The organism is Paenibacillus vortex V453, assembly GCF_000193415.1.
Lineage (GTDB): Bacteria > Bacillota > Bacilli > Paenibacillales > Paenibacillaceae > Paenibacillus_AQ > Paenibacillus_AQ glucanolyticus.
In genome coordinates, this window is sequence record NZ_ADHJ01000006.1 from 118,372 (window position 1) to 134,234 (window position 15,863).

Sequence of the window (15,863 nt, forward strand, 5' to 3'; positions counted from 1 at the left end):
GCGGGTATAGGGTCTTCTACCGTGCTGTTACATCCCCCAACTGGGGCGGCGGTTCCCGAAACACGGTTCGCACCACAATCTCAGCCAGCAGAAACAGGGACAGAATGGCACTGTACACCCCGATGACATAACTCGTTTTATAGGCGAGTCCGAATCCGCTGTGGAACACAGCCGCAAACAGATGAATGAACAGGTTCGTGAAGCAGAAGGCATAACTTCTCGCCATCCATTGGCGATGTTGATGGATCTGTTTCTTTTTGATTTTTAGAATGGCGATGACCGTTATCGCGGGCCAGATGATGTTCAGCAGATTGAACGGGACACTCGTTAACTTGCCGCCGGTGGCGTAAGGAGCCATGTACCCGGAGGTCAGCACAACCACCATGACGGAAGCGACGTAGACATAACCATTCGCCCGGTGAAATCGCCGGTACTTTTGCAGCACCGTGTTCGAGAAGTTCATCGCGCCGCCAACCATGGCAATACATGCAAAAATTACATGTACATACATCACGTTCAGCCAGGCTGACACTGGCACTGTGCGCTTCGGGTTTTCCTTGTGGCTTAGAAATTCACCGGCCTGTGGGTCGTGGATGAAGTTGGCATACAGGACGTACAGGACAAATCCAGCCATCACCATCAGCATGGAACTGTAGAGACGCCGGGAAGTTTTTCTAGGATTCATGTTGTATAACCGCCTTGACCTTGATAGAGAGCCAGAGATTGCTAGGTTAGCGCCCAACTCTTCTTAATCTTAGCAGACGGGTAGTGTTCAGCTATAGTTAATTATTACCGGCTTATGCGGAGAGAAATCAAGTAAGATGGAATCAGATGTTTCTGAAAGGATGTGAAACCGTTGGTATAACGCGTTGTATCGTATGTTCATACTGTTTGATCATTTCATAACATACCCATGGGGGGATACAATGAGCGAGATACAGCGGATTGTAGAACACTTAGATCGAATACTGCCTCAGTTTATTCAAGATGAACCGCTGCCCGGCCTGGCCGTTGGCGTGGTATATGATCACCGAATGATCTATGCCAAAGGATTCGGGGTATCCGATATACAGAGCGGCGAAGCCGTGACGGAGCATACCTTGTTTCACATGGCCTCGGTTTCCAAAACATTGGTTGCCACCGGCATGATGCAGCTTGCAGAGGAGGGCGTCATCGACCTGGACGGGGTGGTGTCCGATTACTTGCCTTATTTTGAAATGGCGGATGACCGATCCCGGAATTTGACGATACGCCAGCTGTTAAGCCATACGTCGGGTTTGCCGGATGAGGATGACTTTGCGTGGGACCGCCCTGAATATGATGAGGGAAGCCTGGAGCGGTACGTAAGGAGCATGAAGGATTGCAAGCTGCAAAGAGAGCCGGGTCAGGCTTTTGCTTACAGCAATATCGGCTACGAAATATTAGGCGACGTGATAGCGAAGGTCACAGGCCTTTCGTTTGAACTTTATATGAAACAGAAGCTGCTGGAGCCAGCTTCCATGTTAAACAGTACGTTTCTGAAGGAAGAGGCAGCAGAAACAGATTACCCTCTGGCTGTACCCCATGTGCTTGGGCTTCAGGGAGGGTATGGAGCTGAACCCAGCAGCATATTCCCATACCATCGTGCCCATGCGCCAAGCTCCACTCTTTACGCAAATGCAGTGGATATGTGCCATTATGCATTGGCACATTTAAGTGGGAGCAGCACGCCCCGGGGAGACGGAAAACTCCTTCTTGAAGCTAACAGCTATAGTGAAATGTGGCGTAGAGCAGCTTCGACCGATTACGGCGATATTCTCGAGGACATGGGCCTCGGGTGGTTTATGGGTTTATACCGTGGACGCCGTGTCTTGTCCCATATGGGACGGGATACGGGGTTTCGCAGCGGCTTTATGCTGCTGCCGGATGAAGGAATGGGCGTCGTGTTCATGATGAATGCCGATTACGTCGGAGGCAAAATACTCGGTTCAGCCATTCTGGATGTGTTGCTGGGGGAGGATGTTCCCTATGTACAACAATCGCTTGCTCATCACTTATCGCAGCTTACGATCACTTCCGGGGTAGATGCGGCGTTTAGGGAGTACGAGGAGATTCAACAGTCGTGTCCGGAACGCTTCCTGGTGATTGAAGGCGAGTTCAATGCGGGTGCATATACGCTGATGGCGGGAGGATGGCTTCAAGAGGGAATCCGGCTGCTCGAACTGTCCGTACAGATTTTCCCGGAATCCTCGAACCTTCATGATAGTCTTGGCGAGATGTATCTGCTTGCGGGTGAACGCGCGCTGGCGCTAATGCATTATGAGAAATCGGTTGAGCTGGACCCCGAGCATGCTGAAGGAATTCGTATGGTGAATGAGCTGCTTCAGTCCAATTAAGTCACGTGTCCATACAGTTCATCTCAACACAGAAGAGCAGTCCGCATGGACTGCTCTTTCTTTATTGCACGTATGTGCCGATAAACTCCGTTACTTCCCGGTCATACCCCTCGGGATCGAATTGACGCGCCATGCCATGGCCTGCGTCAGGAACGACGAATAACCTCTTCTGCTCCGGACCATTCTCGTACAGTTCATATACCATCTCGGTAGGAACGAATAAATCCCCGCCGCCGTGAATAAACAGCATCGGCGTCTTGGACTTCTTAACCTGCTCCAGTGCCGAGGCTTCGCCGAATGAGTATTCGGCCCGAATCTTGGTCAGCAGGCTCGTGGACTGAACAAGCGGGAAAGAAGGCAGCTTATACATGCGCTTCAGCTGATAGGTCAGCTCATCCGTAACCGAGGTATATCCGCAGTCTTCCACAATGGCCTTTACCTGGGGAGGAAGCTCCTCGCCACTGGTCATCATCACCGTGGCACCGCCCATGGATACGCCATGAAGAACGATTTGCGTCTCCTTACCCGTACGCTCGATGACTAAATCGATCCATTTCAGATAGTCCTTGCGTTCGGGCCATCCGAATCCGATATAATCACCTTCGCTTTTTCCGTGTCCGCGGGCATCGGGCAGCAGCACGTTATAACCCAAGTCCTCATGGTACATTTGGGCGAACCCGCTCATCAGCTCTGAATGCCCGGAATATCCGTGTGCGATAATGACGGTTTTGTCCGTGGGTGCGGCGGCGGGCAAATAGTACGCATGCAGCTTGAGACCGTCGTCCGATGTGAGACTCCATTCCTGCAGGCTTTGCCTGGCCCACCAATCCTTGCTGTCCGCAAACGGATTGTCGATGTTGGAGTTGGCTTCCAGATCCGGGTTGCCGTCCAGGAAGGTTTTGTCGGTACGTGCAATGGCAACGTTATAGAAGTAGAAGCTTGCTGAGACAATAATGATGACTAAAAGTGCAATGATAGTTGCAGACATGATCATAATCCTTTTTTTCATAATGATGGATATCCTCCCCCTCGCAGCCGCTCGTATGCGTCATATGATGGTGGTTACGAAGGAAAATGGGCCGATGCGAAGTAGCAGTTCCTTCCACCTATAATATCGTACGTAATCTGATTAATCTATATGGCAGATCACGCTTCGGCCCTTGTGTTACATCAATTCTATCGGTTGGGGGAACCTAAAACCAAAGAGCTCCGGCAGGAGGTGATTGTAGAATCATGAACAAACGCTTCATGGCGCTGATCCTTGTTGTCGTTATGACTACTGGTTTACCGCTGACATCCCATGCAGAGAATACCTCTCCTTCACCGAAGAGGGACAGCACCGAGCTGCAATATCAAGATATGCTGATGATCATTCTTCTTCCTCATATTGAGGCTGCGGTTCGTGAGCATTACTCCAAATCGCTTAAAGAGCAGCTCATTGTCTACCCATATTATGTGGATGTGACCGAAGTGAAGAGGGTGAACGGCTTTCGCGGCTTTCATTTCATCCTTACACTCGAGGCCCACCCAACGGTCGGTCCACATATTACGGTCGGGAAGGACCGGCTTGTCTTCGAGGTAGCCCCGACGCTTCCCGACGGTATGGTCAAACTGGTGGAATTTCAGCATCTGGAGACGCATGAGGTGCCCCCCGCATTGGCAGGATATGGTGAAGTAGCATGGGTTTAGCTTGATAGTTGTAAAAAAACAAGCAAACGTGATTCGCGTTTGCTTGTTTGGCATTTCATGGTACCCATACCGGGTGTGCCCTCGTACATGGGATCAGCACGGTAGGTGCGAGACGTAGGCTACCTTCTCTCGTACACGGGCCGATCCGGTCCGGGCTCGGCCTGAGTCCAGCCGATGCCGAGCAGAACGATGATGGCGATGAAGGCAGCCGGTACGGCCCATTTCCAGGCTTGCGCGAGCATTCGTACGGCCGGTGACATCAAGGCAAGGATGAACCCAACCAGGACAACGCTGAACAGGTGAATCCCAGGCGGCAGCAAAAGGAACACAATATGAAAGATGGAGGCGAACAACAGGATAGGAACGAGCGTGGTGGTGAGTACCACAGCTGGATGATGCAAGGATTGCAGCGGATCCCGGGTAAATGCCGCCCACGCTAAAGCGATGAAATGGACCAGCAGCGGAATCGCAAACAGATAACTTGCTCCCGGCAGGAGCCAGGATGAGCCGACAAGCAGCAGCAGGAATAAGAATGCTCCCCCCAGCAGCATTTCCAGTTCATTCGCTTTCCGTAGGATCCATCGGGTAAGGGCAACATGAACGATGAGTGTTACCAGTATGAAGCTGACACTGTACAGAAGTGAGTCGTAGGTTGCGCCTGAGGGCTGCGTCATTTTACCGGCCCACAGCGCATCAATCAGCTTCCATAAGCCATAGCTTAGCGCGGTGGATAGAACAGCTGCCAGAATCGGGATCAGCAGGCCGATCAGGCTCCCCTTTATGCTGAGAGATGAGATGCGGGCAAACATGAACACCAAACCCAGCCATATCGCCGCGAGCACAAGGGTGATGGCAACCACCCATTTTGCAGGGTAGTGAAGCAGCAGTCCGAACAGATTGAAATAGACGCGGTCGCCTTCCGAAGACAGGTCAGACAAGTCGAGATTGCCGAAATGTTTAGCCATGGCGAGTGCGTTCTCGCCTTGATGCTGCATGGTCTCAAGGGAGACGTTGTCCGTGTTGTCCATAGGAGTATGATAAGCTACCCACCCATCACCATAGGCAAAGTTCAGCCCCGGAAGACCGTGCTCCAGCGCCACCGTCAGATCGGTATCATTCGGAAGCTGTTTGTACAGGGCCACCAAGAGGGAGTTGCTGACCGGGTTGGATACAGCCCGGGCATATTCTTCGATGATTCGCCCGTTGCCATCACTCGTCTGGAACATGAAGGACGAGCCCTTCGATCCCCGGGCTTCAAAATTCGCAATCATGCCGATCTCGCGGTGCTGAGGATCCCGGAAGAACACTTCAGCACCCAACAGCCCTTTCTCTTCCCCGTCTGTAAGCAGGATCCATATGTCGTTCTGTGGCGGGGGACCAGCTTGAGTCGCTCGTGCCGTTTCCAGCAATGAGGCAACGCTGACCGAAGCATCATTGGCCCCGGGTCCGGCCGGAACGGAGTCGTAGTGGGACATGAGCAGGAGCGGTTTACCGGATCCTGTGCCTTTAATGACACCCAAGATGTTCGTAAGCTGAACGCTCTGGTCGATGTATTTCGTTGTCAGGCGGCCATTAAATTCTTGTACGTCCGGGTTCAAGCCTAGCTGCTCCATCTGTTCCACCAAATAGGCCCTCACCTCTGCATGGGCGGAAGATCCCAGCGGATGGGGCTGCTGGGCGATTTGCTCGACATGGACCATTGCGCGTTCAGCAGAGAATTCGGTTGCGGGGGTATCGGTGCTTCTGGCTTGCGGCGGTTTCTCGAACCACAGCATGAGGGAGATCACGAGTATGACGGCGAGGATGGTCGTAAGCGGCAGCCAATAAGGCGGCTTGCGGTCCGGTGGTCTGCTCAATTGAATTTGCATGTTAATACTCACTTCCTTATGGGATCATTCAGGCCAATGCTGCAAAGCAAAAGCTCCCATTAGAATGGAAGCTCTTTTGATTTATATTCAATATTCATTTTTTCATACCACGTGTTAAGTCCGGTCCAGAGCCGTTCACACAGCTCATAGAGATGATCGATCTGGAGAAGCTGGCCGCGCATCACCAATTGCGCCAACTCATCATACCCCGAAGGTCTGGATTCCAGGGACAGCGATTCTTCCAGCGTTTTGGCTCTTGTATTATAAAATGTTCGGTTGGCGAGTCCAATCAGCTTGGCCGTCTGCCAGGTCAGATCCTTTGCGCCCAGTGGCAGGTAACAGAGGTTCCCGGCTTGGACATTGTTCCGTATTTTGCCCATCGTTTCGTAGGGCTCCCAGATCATGAACTCCCTCATCGTTTCTCTAATGGCTTCGTCTGAAACCTGAAGGGGCAATTCTCGGATTTCCTCCAACAGATTGGTTGGGTCGTAGAGTTCCTGTAAATGTACGTAAGCGCCGGCTGTAATAGCCCAGGAATCATCCACAGACGATGCTGCTTTGAATATTTCACCTTTTTGTACCATGCCGATTTCGATTTTGAAGGGATCGTATATGAATTCGTGGCCAGGCAGGGATACCCCGTCCTTCGTGACAACTCGAAGTTCAATATCCGAGTATGGGCCATCTATTCCCTGCGCGATCGAACCGTACAAGCCAATGGCCAGAATATCATCGCCATGCAGTTGAAGCAGTCGGTCTTTCATTTGATGAATGATGTTCATTTTCTCTTCTCTGGTCGTAGCGGCTGGATAAGGTAACATAGGACAATCTCCTTCGAAGAAAGTTAATTATCTACATTATAGTATAAATACGACCGCTGAACCCGTCGTGAAATTCAGGATTCTGTGAAATGATGAAATTGTTATTCGGATTTTCCATGTTATGGTAGTATATACTTGTGGGTAAACAGGAAACTGTAGCGTCCGCAGTCAAATCATATAGCTGAGGTGAGAAGAGATGAGCAGAGATGAGCAGAGTGCAGGCAAGACCAAGCAGGAACTGGATCGGGTTGTGTTCATTGGCCGCACGTTTGAAGAGTATAACAACATGTTTGATTTGCGCATGGAGGAGCTTGTCGGAAAAAGGATTCTGGATTGTCCCGGGGGAGCGTGTTCGTTCACCGCGCACGGTTCGAGGCTTGGACTCGATATTACCGCAAGCGATATAACCTATGATCACAAGCCTGATGATCTGGAGCGCAAGGGATTGCAGGATATCCGGCATGCCATGGAAACGATAGAACGGGCGAAGAGCAATTATGTCTGGGATTACTATGGAGATGTGGAGGGGCTTAGCCGACATCGCCACCAAGCACTCCAGGATTGCGTGCAGCATATGAGGGAGCTTCCGGGGCGCTACGTCGCTGCGGTTCTGCCGGAGCTGCCTTTTCATGACGAGCAGTTTGATCTGGTGCTGTCCGCCCATTTTCTGTTTATGTACAGCGACCGCTTGGATTATGACTTTCACAAGCAGACGATACAGGAGCTGCTGCGGGTCGCCTCGGAGGAGGTCCGCATCTTTCCGTTAACCGATTTAACGGGATCCCGTTACGACCATCTGGATCGCTTGATTCACGAGCTGGAGGCAGAAGGCCTGGTGGTGACAGAGAACAAGGTGCCTTACGAGTTTATGCGAAACGGCAGCACGCTGCTGAGCATCCGCAAGTTATAGATATGGGGGAGCCGGTTATGTACCGGCTTCCTCTTTTGGTTGGGGATGGTGGCTGTCGTCAGCACAACAGATTGTACCGTATTCACTGAACCCATCTATTGCTCCTGTCTTACAGGAGCACGAAGAATGGTTTTCATGGAGGAGGAGGCGGCTTTTCGGGGGTCGGATAAATAAATCTCATGGTGCAGTCCGTTCGGGACGTAAGCATGCTGTTTCATGAATGCATACATTTTCGCCAGCGTATCCGGCTCTGTGCTGTAGGGGCCGATATGCATGATTTCGACGCATAGCCCCTCATGTATTGTCTCCAATACCACTCGCTGAATGGGTTCCAGATGATTTTTCTTGGAGAAGGCTTTGTCCCGAGCGGAGTCCACGATCTCCGGGGTGACAAACGCCGGCATCCGAATGAGCAGCTTCCAATACCATTCCTCTTTCGGAACCTCCAAACCATACTGATCCGAGTCCACCCACCATTGTCCCTCAAGTTTAGGAACCGTAAAATCCTGAATTTCCGTCTTGCAATATCCCTTAACTCCATAAGCGACGGTATACAACGCCTCGGTAGCATCCTCGAACATGGAGCTTTCGGGTGCGCCTTGGCCTGCTAATGACAGATAGGGTAGGGGATCATATTGCACAAGCTCAGGCGTGTTTCCGGCTGTGTAATAGGTTTTATCGCTTTTGGTCAGATCGAGTTTAGGAAGCAGCATACGAATCTCTCCTTTTTGCTCATGAATTATGCCTATCATAAAATAACTTCACTGACTGCATGAGAGTCAGTGAAGTTGTTAAAAGATTATTCATCGTAATAATTCGCAAGATCCCTTGCCGTTTCGAAGAGAGCGCTGCGCAGCTCCTTCGGTTCAAGCACGTTGATTGATCTGCCAAAAGAAAGCAGGAGATACGGCATGTATTTCATCATCCGGTCAGGCTGTATATGGAACTCGGCTTCATACTCAGTTCTTCTGACGACAAGATAAGGCTGCAGAAACCACTGGTTGCATATCGCGTCCAGCGCTTCGGTATGACCCTGAAGGCGCACGGTCACAGACGGCGTATCCATGGTTACCTGATCCTGATGTTCATGAACATTGCTCAGGTAGTCTTGGACCGAGAAATGCTCCGGCATTTCAAATGTGCGACCTGTTAACGACAGGCTCTTCATCCGGTCCACTCGGAACACGCGGAGGGCTTCCCGTGTATGGCAGTAAGCAGTCAAATACCACTTGCCGAGACGGTAGATGAGACCATAGGGATCGATGTGGCGTTCTTGAGCGGAACTGCTGGATGACTTCGCATAGTGAAGGATTAGCGTTTCCCGTGTAGCGACAGCTTGCTCTAACTCACGCAATAGGGGCTGAAGCAGGGCACCCTGTGAAGGGGAAAGGACATTAATACTGCCGACATGACGCCTCAAGTCCTCCAATTGGGATTCCTGAAGCCGGTGCTCAATCTTGGAAAGTGCTTTTTCAAGCGCATCCGTAAAAGGGTAGTCCGCATGCCGGGCTAGGAGCGCACTGTGTTCCATGGCCTTAAGCTCGGTTAATTCGAAGAACAAAGGCACGCTCAAAAAAGTATCAGGCAACCTAAAGCCCCCCCCCATGCCCGGATTCGGATATAATGGGGACTCCGCTCACACCCAGTGTGTCGATATATCGATAGACCGTTCGGACACTTAACTCAAGTCTCTCGGTCAATTGTTCAGCTGTCATTTTTCCATGGGATCGAAGTAACCACAGAATGGAGAGCAGATAGTCCAGTTTAGCCATGGTCCACACTCGCTTTCTTAACGTTATTTTAGGTTGTGGCTTCCGGATGAATGATCATATTATACCAATCCATGCATGGCAGTGACCAAGAAGATGAAGAAGATCCATATGGATATCGAAGGCTTGTTTGTTATAATGTGTTCAGCAGAGAGAGGGGGCGTGAGAATGGGGTTGAGGGATGATGTCTATCATTCACCATCGCTCATTGAAATATATGTCACATGATCAGCCTTTAACGAAAGAAGCCATATTAGATGCGGCCGAACAGACGCTGCGGCGTTATGGTCCTGAGAAAACATCGGTTGTCGACGTTGCCAAAGCGCTTCAGGTCAGCCATGGCTCCCTGTATCGGCATTTTCCCAGCAAAGCGGCCCTCAGGGAAGCCGTTACCGAGCGCTGGCTGCAGCGGATTGCAGATCCGTTGCAAGAAATTGCAGACGGAACGGATGGCAGCGCCGCTGATCGATTGCGGTTATGGATGGATACTCTCATCCGGACCAAGCGGAATTACGTTCTGGAAGACCCCGAGATGTTTGCCATGTACACCACCGTGACGCTGGATGCCGTCATGATGATTGATACGCATGTGAAGTTATTGACCGGGCAGATTGCCCAGATCATCAAACAAGGAATGCGTGCCGGTGAATTTAAGTCGGGCGAGCCGGAGCCGGTGGCCAAGGCCTTGTTCATGGCAACGTCCCAGTTCCATCATCCGGCGCATGCCTATCAGTGGAGCTCCAGCGAGACTGAAGCAGATTTTGACTCGGTATGGGCGTTATTGCTGTCGGGAATCATGAAATCAACCGTTAACGGGTCTGAATAATGCGAAAAATGGAATAAGGCCTGTTCGACGGTCATCCTAAAGGTTCATGCTGCCCTTGGAGAAGCGTGGTAAGATCGTTCCCTATGTAAAAAGATGCTGATCCTGGCGATACTCGCATGGAAGAGCATCTTTTTTGTATGCATTTATCAAGCGAGTGAATGACAAATATATAAAATTGTCACTTGTTATTTGTTAGGACTCGGCATATAATCAATGGCGAATAAGATACCTATAGGTCCTTGATCCATCTGATGAGATATTCACGCACCAGCATTTACAGATATACAAATTCGCAAGCGGGAGGCTTTTATCATGAAAAACAGCTTGATTGGCAAAGTAGCCATCGTAACCGGCGCATCAAGAGGCATAGGACGCGAAATTGCAATAGTGCTTGCGGAGAACGGGGCCAAGGTCGTTATAAACTATGCGAACAGCCCGGCCAAAGCAGAGGAAGTTGTGAGCAGCATTAAGTTGCGCGGTGGCGAAGCAGTGGCGATTCAAGCCGATATCAGCCAAGTGGCGGAGATCGAGATGCTGTTCCGTCAAACGTTGGAGGTTTATGGTGGAATGGATATCCTGGTGAACAATGCGGGGATCATGACAACCAAGCCGATCGCGTCCATGACGGAGGAGGATTTCGATAAGCAGTTCGCGATTAACGTGAAGGGAACTTATTTTGCGATTCAGCAGGCCTTTCAGCATATGAATTCGGGCGGCCGCATTATCAATTTCTCGACGTCGGTGGCTGGACAGATGTTCCCGTCTTACAGCGTATATGCAGGCACGAAGGGCGCTGTGGAGCAGTTTACGCGTCAGTTGGCCAAAGAATTCGGTCCCAAAGGCATCACGATTAACGCGGTGGCTACCCGGGCCGATCCATACGGAACTGTTCATGGAAGGCAAGTCGGAGGAACAGATTGCGGGCATCGTGAACATGAATGCCTTCGGACGTCTGGGTGAACCGGATGATGTCGCAGGAGTGGTATTGTTTCTGGCTGGCGAGGAGTCAAAATGGATCACGGGTCAAACACTCCGCGTGAACGGGGGATTCGTGTAAAATCCGCGACGTTAATCAGGATGTGCGAGGATAAGAGAAAAGCACCGGGATTCCCGGTGCTTTTTGTGTACCCAATGACAGTGATGGCTGTTGTTGGATTTCCTTATGAGCCTGCGCATTCAAGGATGTATCCTGACCGAGGGAGTCCGGTGGTCATATCCGGCAAATGGTTTCTACTCAAGGTCTTTCCACTTCATGTCCAGCGTCGGTGGCGTGTAGCTGTCCATGAGTTCCAGCAGCTTGAGCGGGTCATTGGATATATTGATCAGGTTTAAGTGGGAGGCATTGGAGAAGCCCTCTGTGATGCTGTATTGAATCAGCTTCATGAACGGTTCGAAATAATCCCGGATGCTCAGCAGTCCGATCGGCTTCTGGTGAATCCCGATTTGGGACCAGCACAACACCTCGAACAATTCCTCATAGGTTCCAAAACCGCCCGGCATGGCAATAAAACCGTCGGACAGTCTCGACATCGTTGCTTTGCGTTCATGCATGTCAGCGACTTCAATGAGCTGGGTCAGCTCGGTATGTACAATCTCGCCTTTGAACAGCCCCCTGGGCATGACTCCGATGACCTCGCCGCCATTTTGCAATACGGCATCAGCCACTTCGCCCATCAATCCGATTCTGGAGCCGCCGTACACAAGCTTGTATTGGTTGTGGGCAATATGCCTGCCAAGCTCGGCAGCCTTCGCTTTATAATCGGGATGTTCACCCATGTTGGATCCTGCAAATACGCATATAGATTTCAATTCGCACACTCCTTAACCAGATGTTGATATTATAATGAAGTAATTATACTATATATAGTGATCTATGTCATGGAACGCAGGGATACATATCGCTTCAATGTTAGGTTTGCCTCTCTTAGCTTATGACATACGTGTTAACATGATCTTGAGTTTGATCTCGAATTATGTAAAAAATTAGGGGATGGGTTGGTTCATCCCAAGGAATCGCGGAGGTAGCACAAGCTATGGATATGAATGAAGCGCAGCAATGGATTAAAAAGTTTTACGGGGAGCGAGGCTGGTCCGGGTACGGCCCCTTTATTCGGGTCGGATTCTTGATGGAGGAGACAGGGGAAACGGCACGTGCCGTCCGCGCTTATGAGATTGGCAGGGATCGGCCCGATGAGGAGGCCCAGTCCAGGGAACGGCTCAAGCAGGATTTGGTGGAGGAAATCGGCGACGTGCTCGGTAACATTTCGCTGCTGGCCGATCTCTATGATATCACGCTGGAAGAAGCATTCACGGCCCATCAGCACAAGCTGCTGAAGCGGTTTGGCTCTTAATGGAGATATGGGATAGCGTCTGTTTCGCAAGCAGGTGGTAAGGAAGTCCCTGGAAAACTCTTAATTCCAAAGGCGTGCCTACCACAGAATGACGCAGCAAAGAAGGCTGCCCCCAAGGTCCCTTGGACGATGGGGTGCAGCCTATTGACGTTGTATGATCACATGAAGTCGTTATGACAAAATGTTATGACACCAGCACTTTGCGGAACTCCTGCGTCAGCAAGGGAACGATATCGAACAGGTCGCCGACGATGCCGTAATCCGCCACTTTGAAGATAGGAGCCTCGGGGTCTTTATTGATGGCAATAATGACCCGGGATTGGCTCATGCCCGCCAAATGCTGGATGGCTCCGCTAATGCCGCAGGCAATATAAATTTCGGGTGTGACCACTTTGCCCGTCTGCCCGATCTGGAGCGCGTAATCGCAGTAGCCGGCGATACGTCACGCTACCGGCGCGGATGCGCCGACGGCGCCGCCGAGCAGGTCCGCCAGCTCCTCCAGCGGCTGGAAGCCTTCCGCGCTCTTGACGCCGCGACCGCCGGAAATGACGATTTTAGCTTCCGAGAGGTCGATTTTTCCCGTGGTCTTGCGAACGACGTCCTTTACCACGGAGCGGAGGGAGGGGGCCGGGTAAGCGATGTCCTCAACGCTAGTGCTTGCACCTTCTACGGCTTCCGCGGCAGGAATATTGTTCGGACGCACCGTTACGACCCATGGCCCGTTCTGGAACACACGTTTCTCAAAAGCTTTGCCCGCATAGAGCGGGCGAGTGAACACCGCTTCTCCAGCTTCGTTCTCGATTGCCGTCACGTCGGAAATCTGTCCGGCATTCAGGGACGCGGCTACCAGCGGGGCCAAATCACGGCCGATGGCCGTATGCCCGAAGAGCACCGCATCCGGCCGCGCCTGATGAATAACGGCCTCAATGGCCGCCATATAAGCCTCAGGATTATAACTTTCCAGATCATCATGCTCGACAGTATAGATCGTATCAGCACCATATCCGTTCAGGGCCGATACGGCTTCCGTTATGTTGGCTCCTGCAACCAGAATGCGGATGCTGTCATCATCAGCTGCAATTAAACGGGCAGCGCCCAAGGTCTCAAGGGCAACCTGCCGCAGCCGTCCATCCCGGTTCTCGGCATATACTAATATCGTTTTGCTCATATCATAACCTCCTAAGTTCCAATTGAGATTGAAGTGAAAAGAGTTTTACGATTCCGACTTGTCTTAACAACCAAGCGAATGCGGATGATACTTCAAAAATCGCTGTTGGCCCAATTCACTAAAGCAACCAGGCGAAAAGCGTGCATGACGGACAGCCTGTAAACCATACAATCAGAATACATAAGGAATGAGGGCAGGGTGCACTGTTGATGTCATGTAACCGCATTCAGAAGTGAGATTCAAAGGGATTCATACGTTCATTCCCTAATACTCAGATCACCTTCGACTGGGTGCGCAGCAAGGATACCAGCTCATGTGCCACTTCGGCAGGCTCACCCTTGAGAATGACTCCGGCACTGCGCTCCGGCGGCAACGACAATTCGCTTTGCTTCGTTGCTGGCTGAATGTCGCCTTCCGATAATCCGAGATCATCCAGCGACAACGTCTGAAAAGGCTTCTTCTTGGCCTTCATGATACCTGGCAGCGATGGATAGCGAGGTTCATTCAACCCCTGCTGTGCCGTGAAGATAGCAGGCAGCTGAACCTCCAGCACTTCGAGATCGCCTTCGGCGTCCCGGTGTACTTCAGCCGTGGTACCGTTCAGCGTAAGTTTGGTGATGGAGCCGGTATGGGAAATACCGAGGAGACGGGCAAGGCGAATCGCCACTTGACCTGAACCGCGGTCCACCGAGAAATTGCCGCCGAGGATTAGGTCCGGGTTTTCCCTGGACAAATACGCATGCAGCACCTTCGACACCGCATACTCATCGTCTGGAATCCGCTCATCGGAGATCAGTACGGCATCATCAGCACCCATCGCGAGCGCGGTTCGAAGGGCCTCTGCGGTACGATCCGGTCCGACGGACAGGAGTGTTACGCTGCCGCCATGGTCATCCCGAAGCTTCACGGCTTCTTCCACAGCATATTCATCATACGGATTGATTACAAATTTCACCCCATCCTCGGCAATCGATCCGTTTTCAATCGTGATTTTTTCCTCTGTGTCAAAGGTCTGTTTAAGCAGTACTACAATCTTCATCGGTTAAACTCTCCCTTCAATATGAATATCAGCAGGACTTATTGTCCGCTGGAAACACCGTTCAGAAAAAAGCTGAGCGTCTCCTCCGCCTGATCGGACAGAGAATATTTGCGGCCGGAGATCAGCCAAGAGGTTACCGCTTCGTCCATGGCGCCAAATATCAGGTTGCGCACCAGCTTGATGTTCAGGTCGGAGCGGAATTTCTGTTCAATAATGCCCTGTTCCAGGATATTCTCGATCAGCACAATATATGGCTTAAGCGCGTTGCCAATTTCCTTCCGCAGCTCCAAATCGCTCTGCCGCAGCTCAATCTGTGTGACATAAGCGAATTCGGGATTGCTCTCCAGCTCGGAAAAATGAATGCTGCACACCGTACGCAGCGCTTCCACCGCGTCCGCGGTGCCTTCCACACTTTCGTGGAATTTGCCGACCAGCTCGCCGAGCTTCTCCTGGAACAGGCAAATGAGGATATCCTCTTTCCTCTTAAAATACAAATAGATGGTGCCGTCAGCTACGCCGGCAGCCTTGGCAATCTTGGATACCTGGGACCGGTGATAGCCGTTTTCGGCGAATACTTGCAGGGCGCCCTGGAGAATAAGGTAATATTTATCATTTTTTTTACTTGTCATATGCTCACCCCGATGTTAGAATACAGTTAAAATTATGAATGAATACTCATTCATTTCTTGTATCCATCATAAAATACGTTCATGTCGTTGTCAACGATGGGTTGCGAAGACCCCGGGAATTTGATGAAGCAGGCGTAGAAGGGCAGCAATTAAGGCGTTCATATCAGAGCAATCGACAGCAGTTCAACCGGAAGAAACGAAGCAGCTGGGTATCCGTTAGGCTAGTACAGATGAAGTGATGCAGCTAAGAATTCATGTTCGGTTTAGAGTGGTCGGCAAGGCACGATGTGGAGGTCTATTTTTGCAGCTCCAATGAAAGCGCTTCATATATTTGTCCCGACATGGACACCATGACGATCCGGATTGTGGAAGGAGTGAACGAGTCTTCGAAATTAAGACTGCACTATTAGAAGAACCA

15 protein-coding genes and 2 pseudogenes are annotated in these 15,863 nt (G+C 51.1%); 6 read left to right on the top strand and 11 right to left on the bottom strand.

Annotated elements, in window-relative coordinates:
- Window positions 1–16: 16 nt before the first annotated feature.
- On the bottom strand, window positions 17–685 hold the full coding sequence (locus tag PVOR_RS03130) for a DUF2306 domain-containing protein (RefSeq protein ID WP_006207621.1): 669 nt from the start codon (window positions 683–685) through the stop codon (window positions 17–19).
- 241 nt (window positions 686–926) lie between these two features.
- On the opposite strand from PVOR_RS03130, the gene PVOR_RS03135 reads away from it, so the two are divergent.
- Window positions 927–2,375, top strand: coding sequence for a serine hydrolase (locus tag PVOR_RS03135; RefSeq protein ID WP_006207622.1), 1,449 nt, complete (start codon window positions 927–929; stop codon window positions 2,373–2,375).
- Between the two features lie 61 nt (window positions 2,376–2,436).
- Here PVOR_RS03135 and PVOR_RS03140 read toward each other — a convergent pair whose 3' ends face one another.
- Window positions 2,437–3,384, bottom strand: a complete 948-nt coding sequence (locus PVOR_RS03140; RefSeq protein ID WP_006207623.1) for an alpha/beta hydrolase — start codon at window positions 3,382–3,384, stop codon at window positions 2,437–2,439.
- Between the two features lie 224 nt (window positions 3,385–3,608).
- On the opposite strand from PVOR_RS03140, the gene PVOR_RS03145 reads away from it, so the two are divergent.
- Complete coding sequence (locus PVOR_RS03145) at window positions 3,609–4,064, top strand: DUF3888 domain-containing protein (RefSeq protein ID WP_006207624.1); 456 nt, start codon at window positions 3,609–3,611, stop codon at window positions 4,062–4,064.
- A gap of 119 nt (window positions 4,065–4,183) precedes the next feature.
- Here the strand turns inward: PVOR_RS03145 and PVOR_RS03150 are convergent, their stop codons facing one another.
- Both PVOR_RS03150 and PVOR_RS03155 read right to left on the bottom strand, forming a co-directional pair.
- Window positions 4,184–5,932, bottom strand: coding sequence for a M28 family peptidase (locus PVOR_RS03150; protein WP_006207625.1), 1,749 nt, complete (start codon window positions 5,930–5,932; stop codon window positions 4,184–4,186).
- 59 nt (window positions 5,933–5,991) lie between these two features.
- On the bottom strand, window positions 5,992–6,753 hold the full coding sequence (locus PVOR_RS03155) for a kanamycin nucleotidyltransferase C-terminal domain-containing protein (RefSeq protein ID WP_006207626.1): 762 nt from the start codon (window positions 6,751–6,753) through the stop codon (window positions 5,992–5,994).
- A 196-nt stretch (window positions 6,754–6,949) separates the two neighbouring features.
- Between PVOR_RS03155 and PVOR_RS03160 the strand changes: the two genes are divergently transcribed.
- Window positions 6,950–7,663: a methyltransferase domain-containing protein gene (locus PVOR_RS03160; RefSeq protein ID WP_006207627.1), complete on the top strand. Its 714-nt coding sequence runs from the start codon at window positions 6,950–6,952 to the stop codon at window positions 7,661–7,663.
- Window positions 7,664–7,758: 95 nt separating this feature from the next.
- Here the strand turns inward: PVOR_RS03160 and PVOR_RS03165 are convergent, their stop codons facing one another.
- The 3 genes from PVOR_RS03165 to PVOR_RS29475 form a co-directional block, all read right to left on the bottom strand.
- Window positions 7,759–8,376 carry a GyrI-like domain-containing protein gene (locus tag PVOR_RS03165; RefSeq protein WP_006207628.1) on the bottom strand — a complete coding sequence of 206 codons (618 nt, stop codon included), beginning with the start codon at window positions 8,374–8,376 and terminating at the stop codon, window positions 7,759–7,761.
- Window positions 8,377–8,462: 86 nt separating this feature from the next.
- Entirely contained in the window at window positions 8,463–9,251 is a 789-nt protein-coding gene (locus PVOR_RS03170; protein WP_006207629.1) for a helix-turn-helix transcriptional regulator, read from the bottom strand.
- Window position 9,252: 1 nt separating this feature from the next.
- Window positions 9,253–9,435 (bottom strand): helix-turn-helix transcriptional regulator, encoded by a 183-nt coding sequence (locus PVOR_RS29475; protein ID WP_083811659.1) that lies wholly within the window; start codon window positions 9,433–9,435, stop codon window positions 9,253–9,255.
- Between the two features lie 214 nt (window positions 9,436–9,649).
- Between PVOR_RS29475 and PVOR_RS03175 the strand changes: the two genes are divergently transcribed.
- On the top strand, window positions 9,650–10,258 hold the full coding sequence (locus tag PVOR_RS03175) for a TetR family transcriptional regulator (protein WP_234972757.1): 609 nt from the start codon (window positions 9,650–9,652) through the stop codon (window positions 10,256–10,258).
- A gap of 312 nt (window positions 10,259–10,570) precedes the next feature.
- A pseudogene (locus PVOR_RS03180) lies at window positions 10,571–11,315 on the top strand (SDR family oxidoreductase).
- Between the two features lie 173 nt (window positions 11,316–11,488).
- Here PVOR_RS03180 and PVOR_RS03185 read toward each other — a convergent pair.
- Entirely contained in the window at window positions 11,489–12,067 is a 579-nt protein-coding gene (locus PVOR_RS03185) for a TIGR00730 family Rossman fold protein (protein WP_006207631.1), read from the bottom strand.
- Between the two features lie 224 nt (window positions 12,068–12,291).
- Here PVOR_RS03185 and PVOR_RS03190 point away from each other — a divergent pair, with 224 nt between their 5' ends.
- A complete protein-coding gene (locus PVOR_RS03190; RefSeq protein ID WP_006207632.1) occupies window positions 12,292–12,609 on the top strand; it encodes a MazG nucleotide pyrophosphohydrolase domain-containing protein in 318 nt (105 codons plus the stop codon).
- Between the two features lie 184 nt (window positions 12,610–12,793).
- Here the strand turns inward: PVOR_RS03190 and PVOR_RS03195 are convergent.
- From PVOR_RS03195 to PVOR_RS03205, 3 genes and pseudogenes are all read right to left on the bottom strand, one after another.
- Window positions 12,794–13,777 (bottom strand): annotated as a pseudogene (locus tag PVOR_RS03195) (electron transfer flavoprotein subunit alpha/FixB family protein).
- A gap of 271 nt (window positions 13,778–14,048) precedes the next feature.
- Window positions 14,049–14,816 (bottom strand): electron transfer flavoprotein subunit beta/FixA family protein, encoded by a 768-nt coding sequence (locus PVOR_RS03200; protein ID WP_006207635.1) that lies wholly within the window; start codon window positions 14,814–14,816, stop codon window positions 14,049–14,051.
- A 38-nt stretch (window positions 14,817–14,854) separates the two neighbouring features.
- On the bottom strand, window positions 14,855–15,445 hold the full coding sequence (locus PVOR_RS03205; RefSeq protein ID WP_006207636.1) for a TetR/AcrR family transcriptional regulator: 591 nt from the start codon (window positions 15,443–15,445) through the stop codon (window positions 14,855–14,857).
- Window positions 15,446–15,863: the final 418 nt, after the last annotated feature.

Excerpts from the sequence above, each read along its gene's own strand:
- PVOR_RS03130 (WP_006207621.1), bottom strand. The coding sequence starts at position 685 with ATGAATCCTAGAAAAACTTCCCGGCGTCTCTACAGTTCCATGCTGATG.
- PVOR_RS03135 (WP_006207622.1), top strand. The coding sequence starts at position 927 with ATGAGCGAGATACAGCGGATTGTAGAACACTTAGATCGAATACTGCCT.
- PVOR_RS03140 (WP_006207623.1), bottom strand. The coding sequence starts at position 3,384 with ATGAAAAAAAGGATTATGATCATGTCTGCAACTATCATTGCACTTTTA.
- PVOR_RS03145 (WP_006207624.1), top strand. The coding sequence starts at position 3,609 with ATGAACAAACGCTTCATGGCGCTGATCCTTGTTGTCGTTATGACTACT.
- PVOR_RS03150 (WP_006207625.1), bottom strand. The coding sequence starts at position 5,932 with ATGCAAATTCAATTGAGCAGACCACCGGACCGCAAGCCGCCTTATTGG.
- PVOR_RS03155 (WP_006207626.1), bottom strand. The coding sequence starts at position 6,753 with ATGTTACCTTATCCAGCCGCTACGACCAGAGAAGAGAAAATGAACATC.
- PVOR_RS03160 (WP_006207627.1), top strand. The coding sequence starts at position 6,950 with ATGAGCAGAGATGAGCAGAGTGCAGGCAAGACCAAGCAGGAACTGGAT.
- PVOR_RS03165 (WP_006207628.1), bottom strand. The coding sequence starts at position 8,376 with ATGCTGCTTCCTAAACTCGATCTGACCAAAAGCGATAAAACCTATTAC.
- PVOR_RS29475 (WP_083811659.1), bottom strand. The coding sequence starts at position 9,435 with ATGGCTAAACTGGACTATCTGCTCTCCATTCTGTGGTTACTTCGATCC.
- PVOR_RS03175 (WP_234972757.1), top strand. The coding sequence starts at position 9,650 with ATGTCACATGATCAGCCTTTAACGAAAGAAGCCATATTAGATGCGGCC.
- PVOR_RS03190 (WP_006207632.1), top strand. The coding sequence starts at position 12,292 with ATGGATATGAATGAAGCGCAGCAATGGATTAAAAAGTTTTACGGGGAG.
- PVOR_RS03200 (WP_006207635.1), bottom strand. The coding sequence starts at position 14,816 with ATGAAGATTGTAGTACTGCTTAAACAGACCTTTGACACAGAGGAAAAA.
- PVOR_RS03205 (WP_006207636.1), bottom strand. The coding sequence starts at position 15,445 with ATGACAAGTAAAAAAAATGATAAATATTACCTTATTCTCCAGGGCGCC.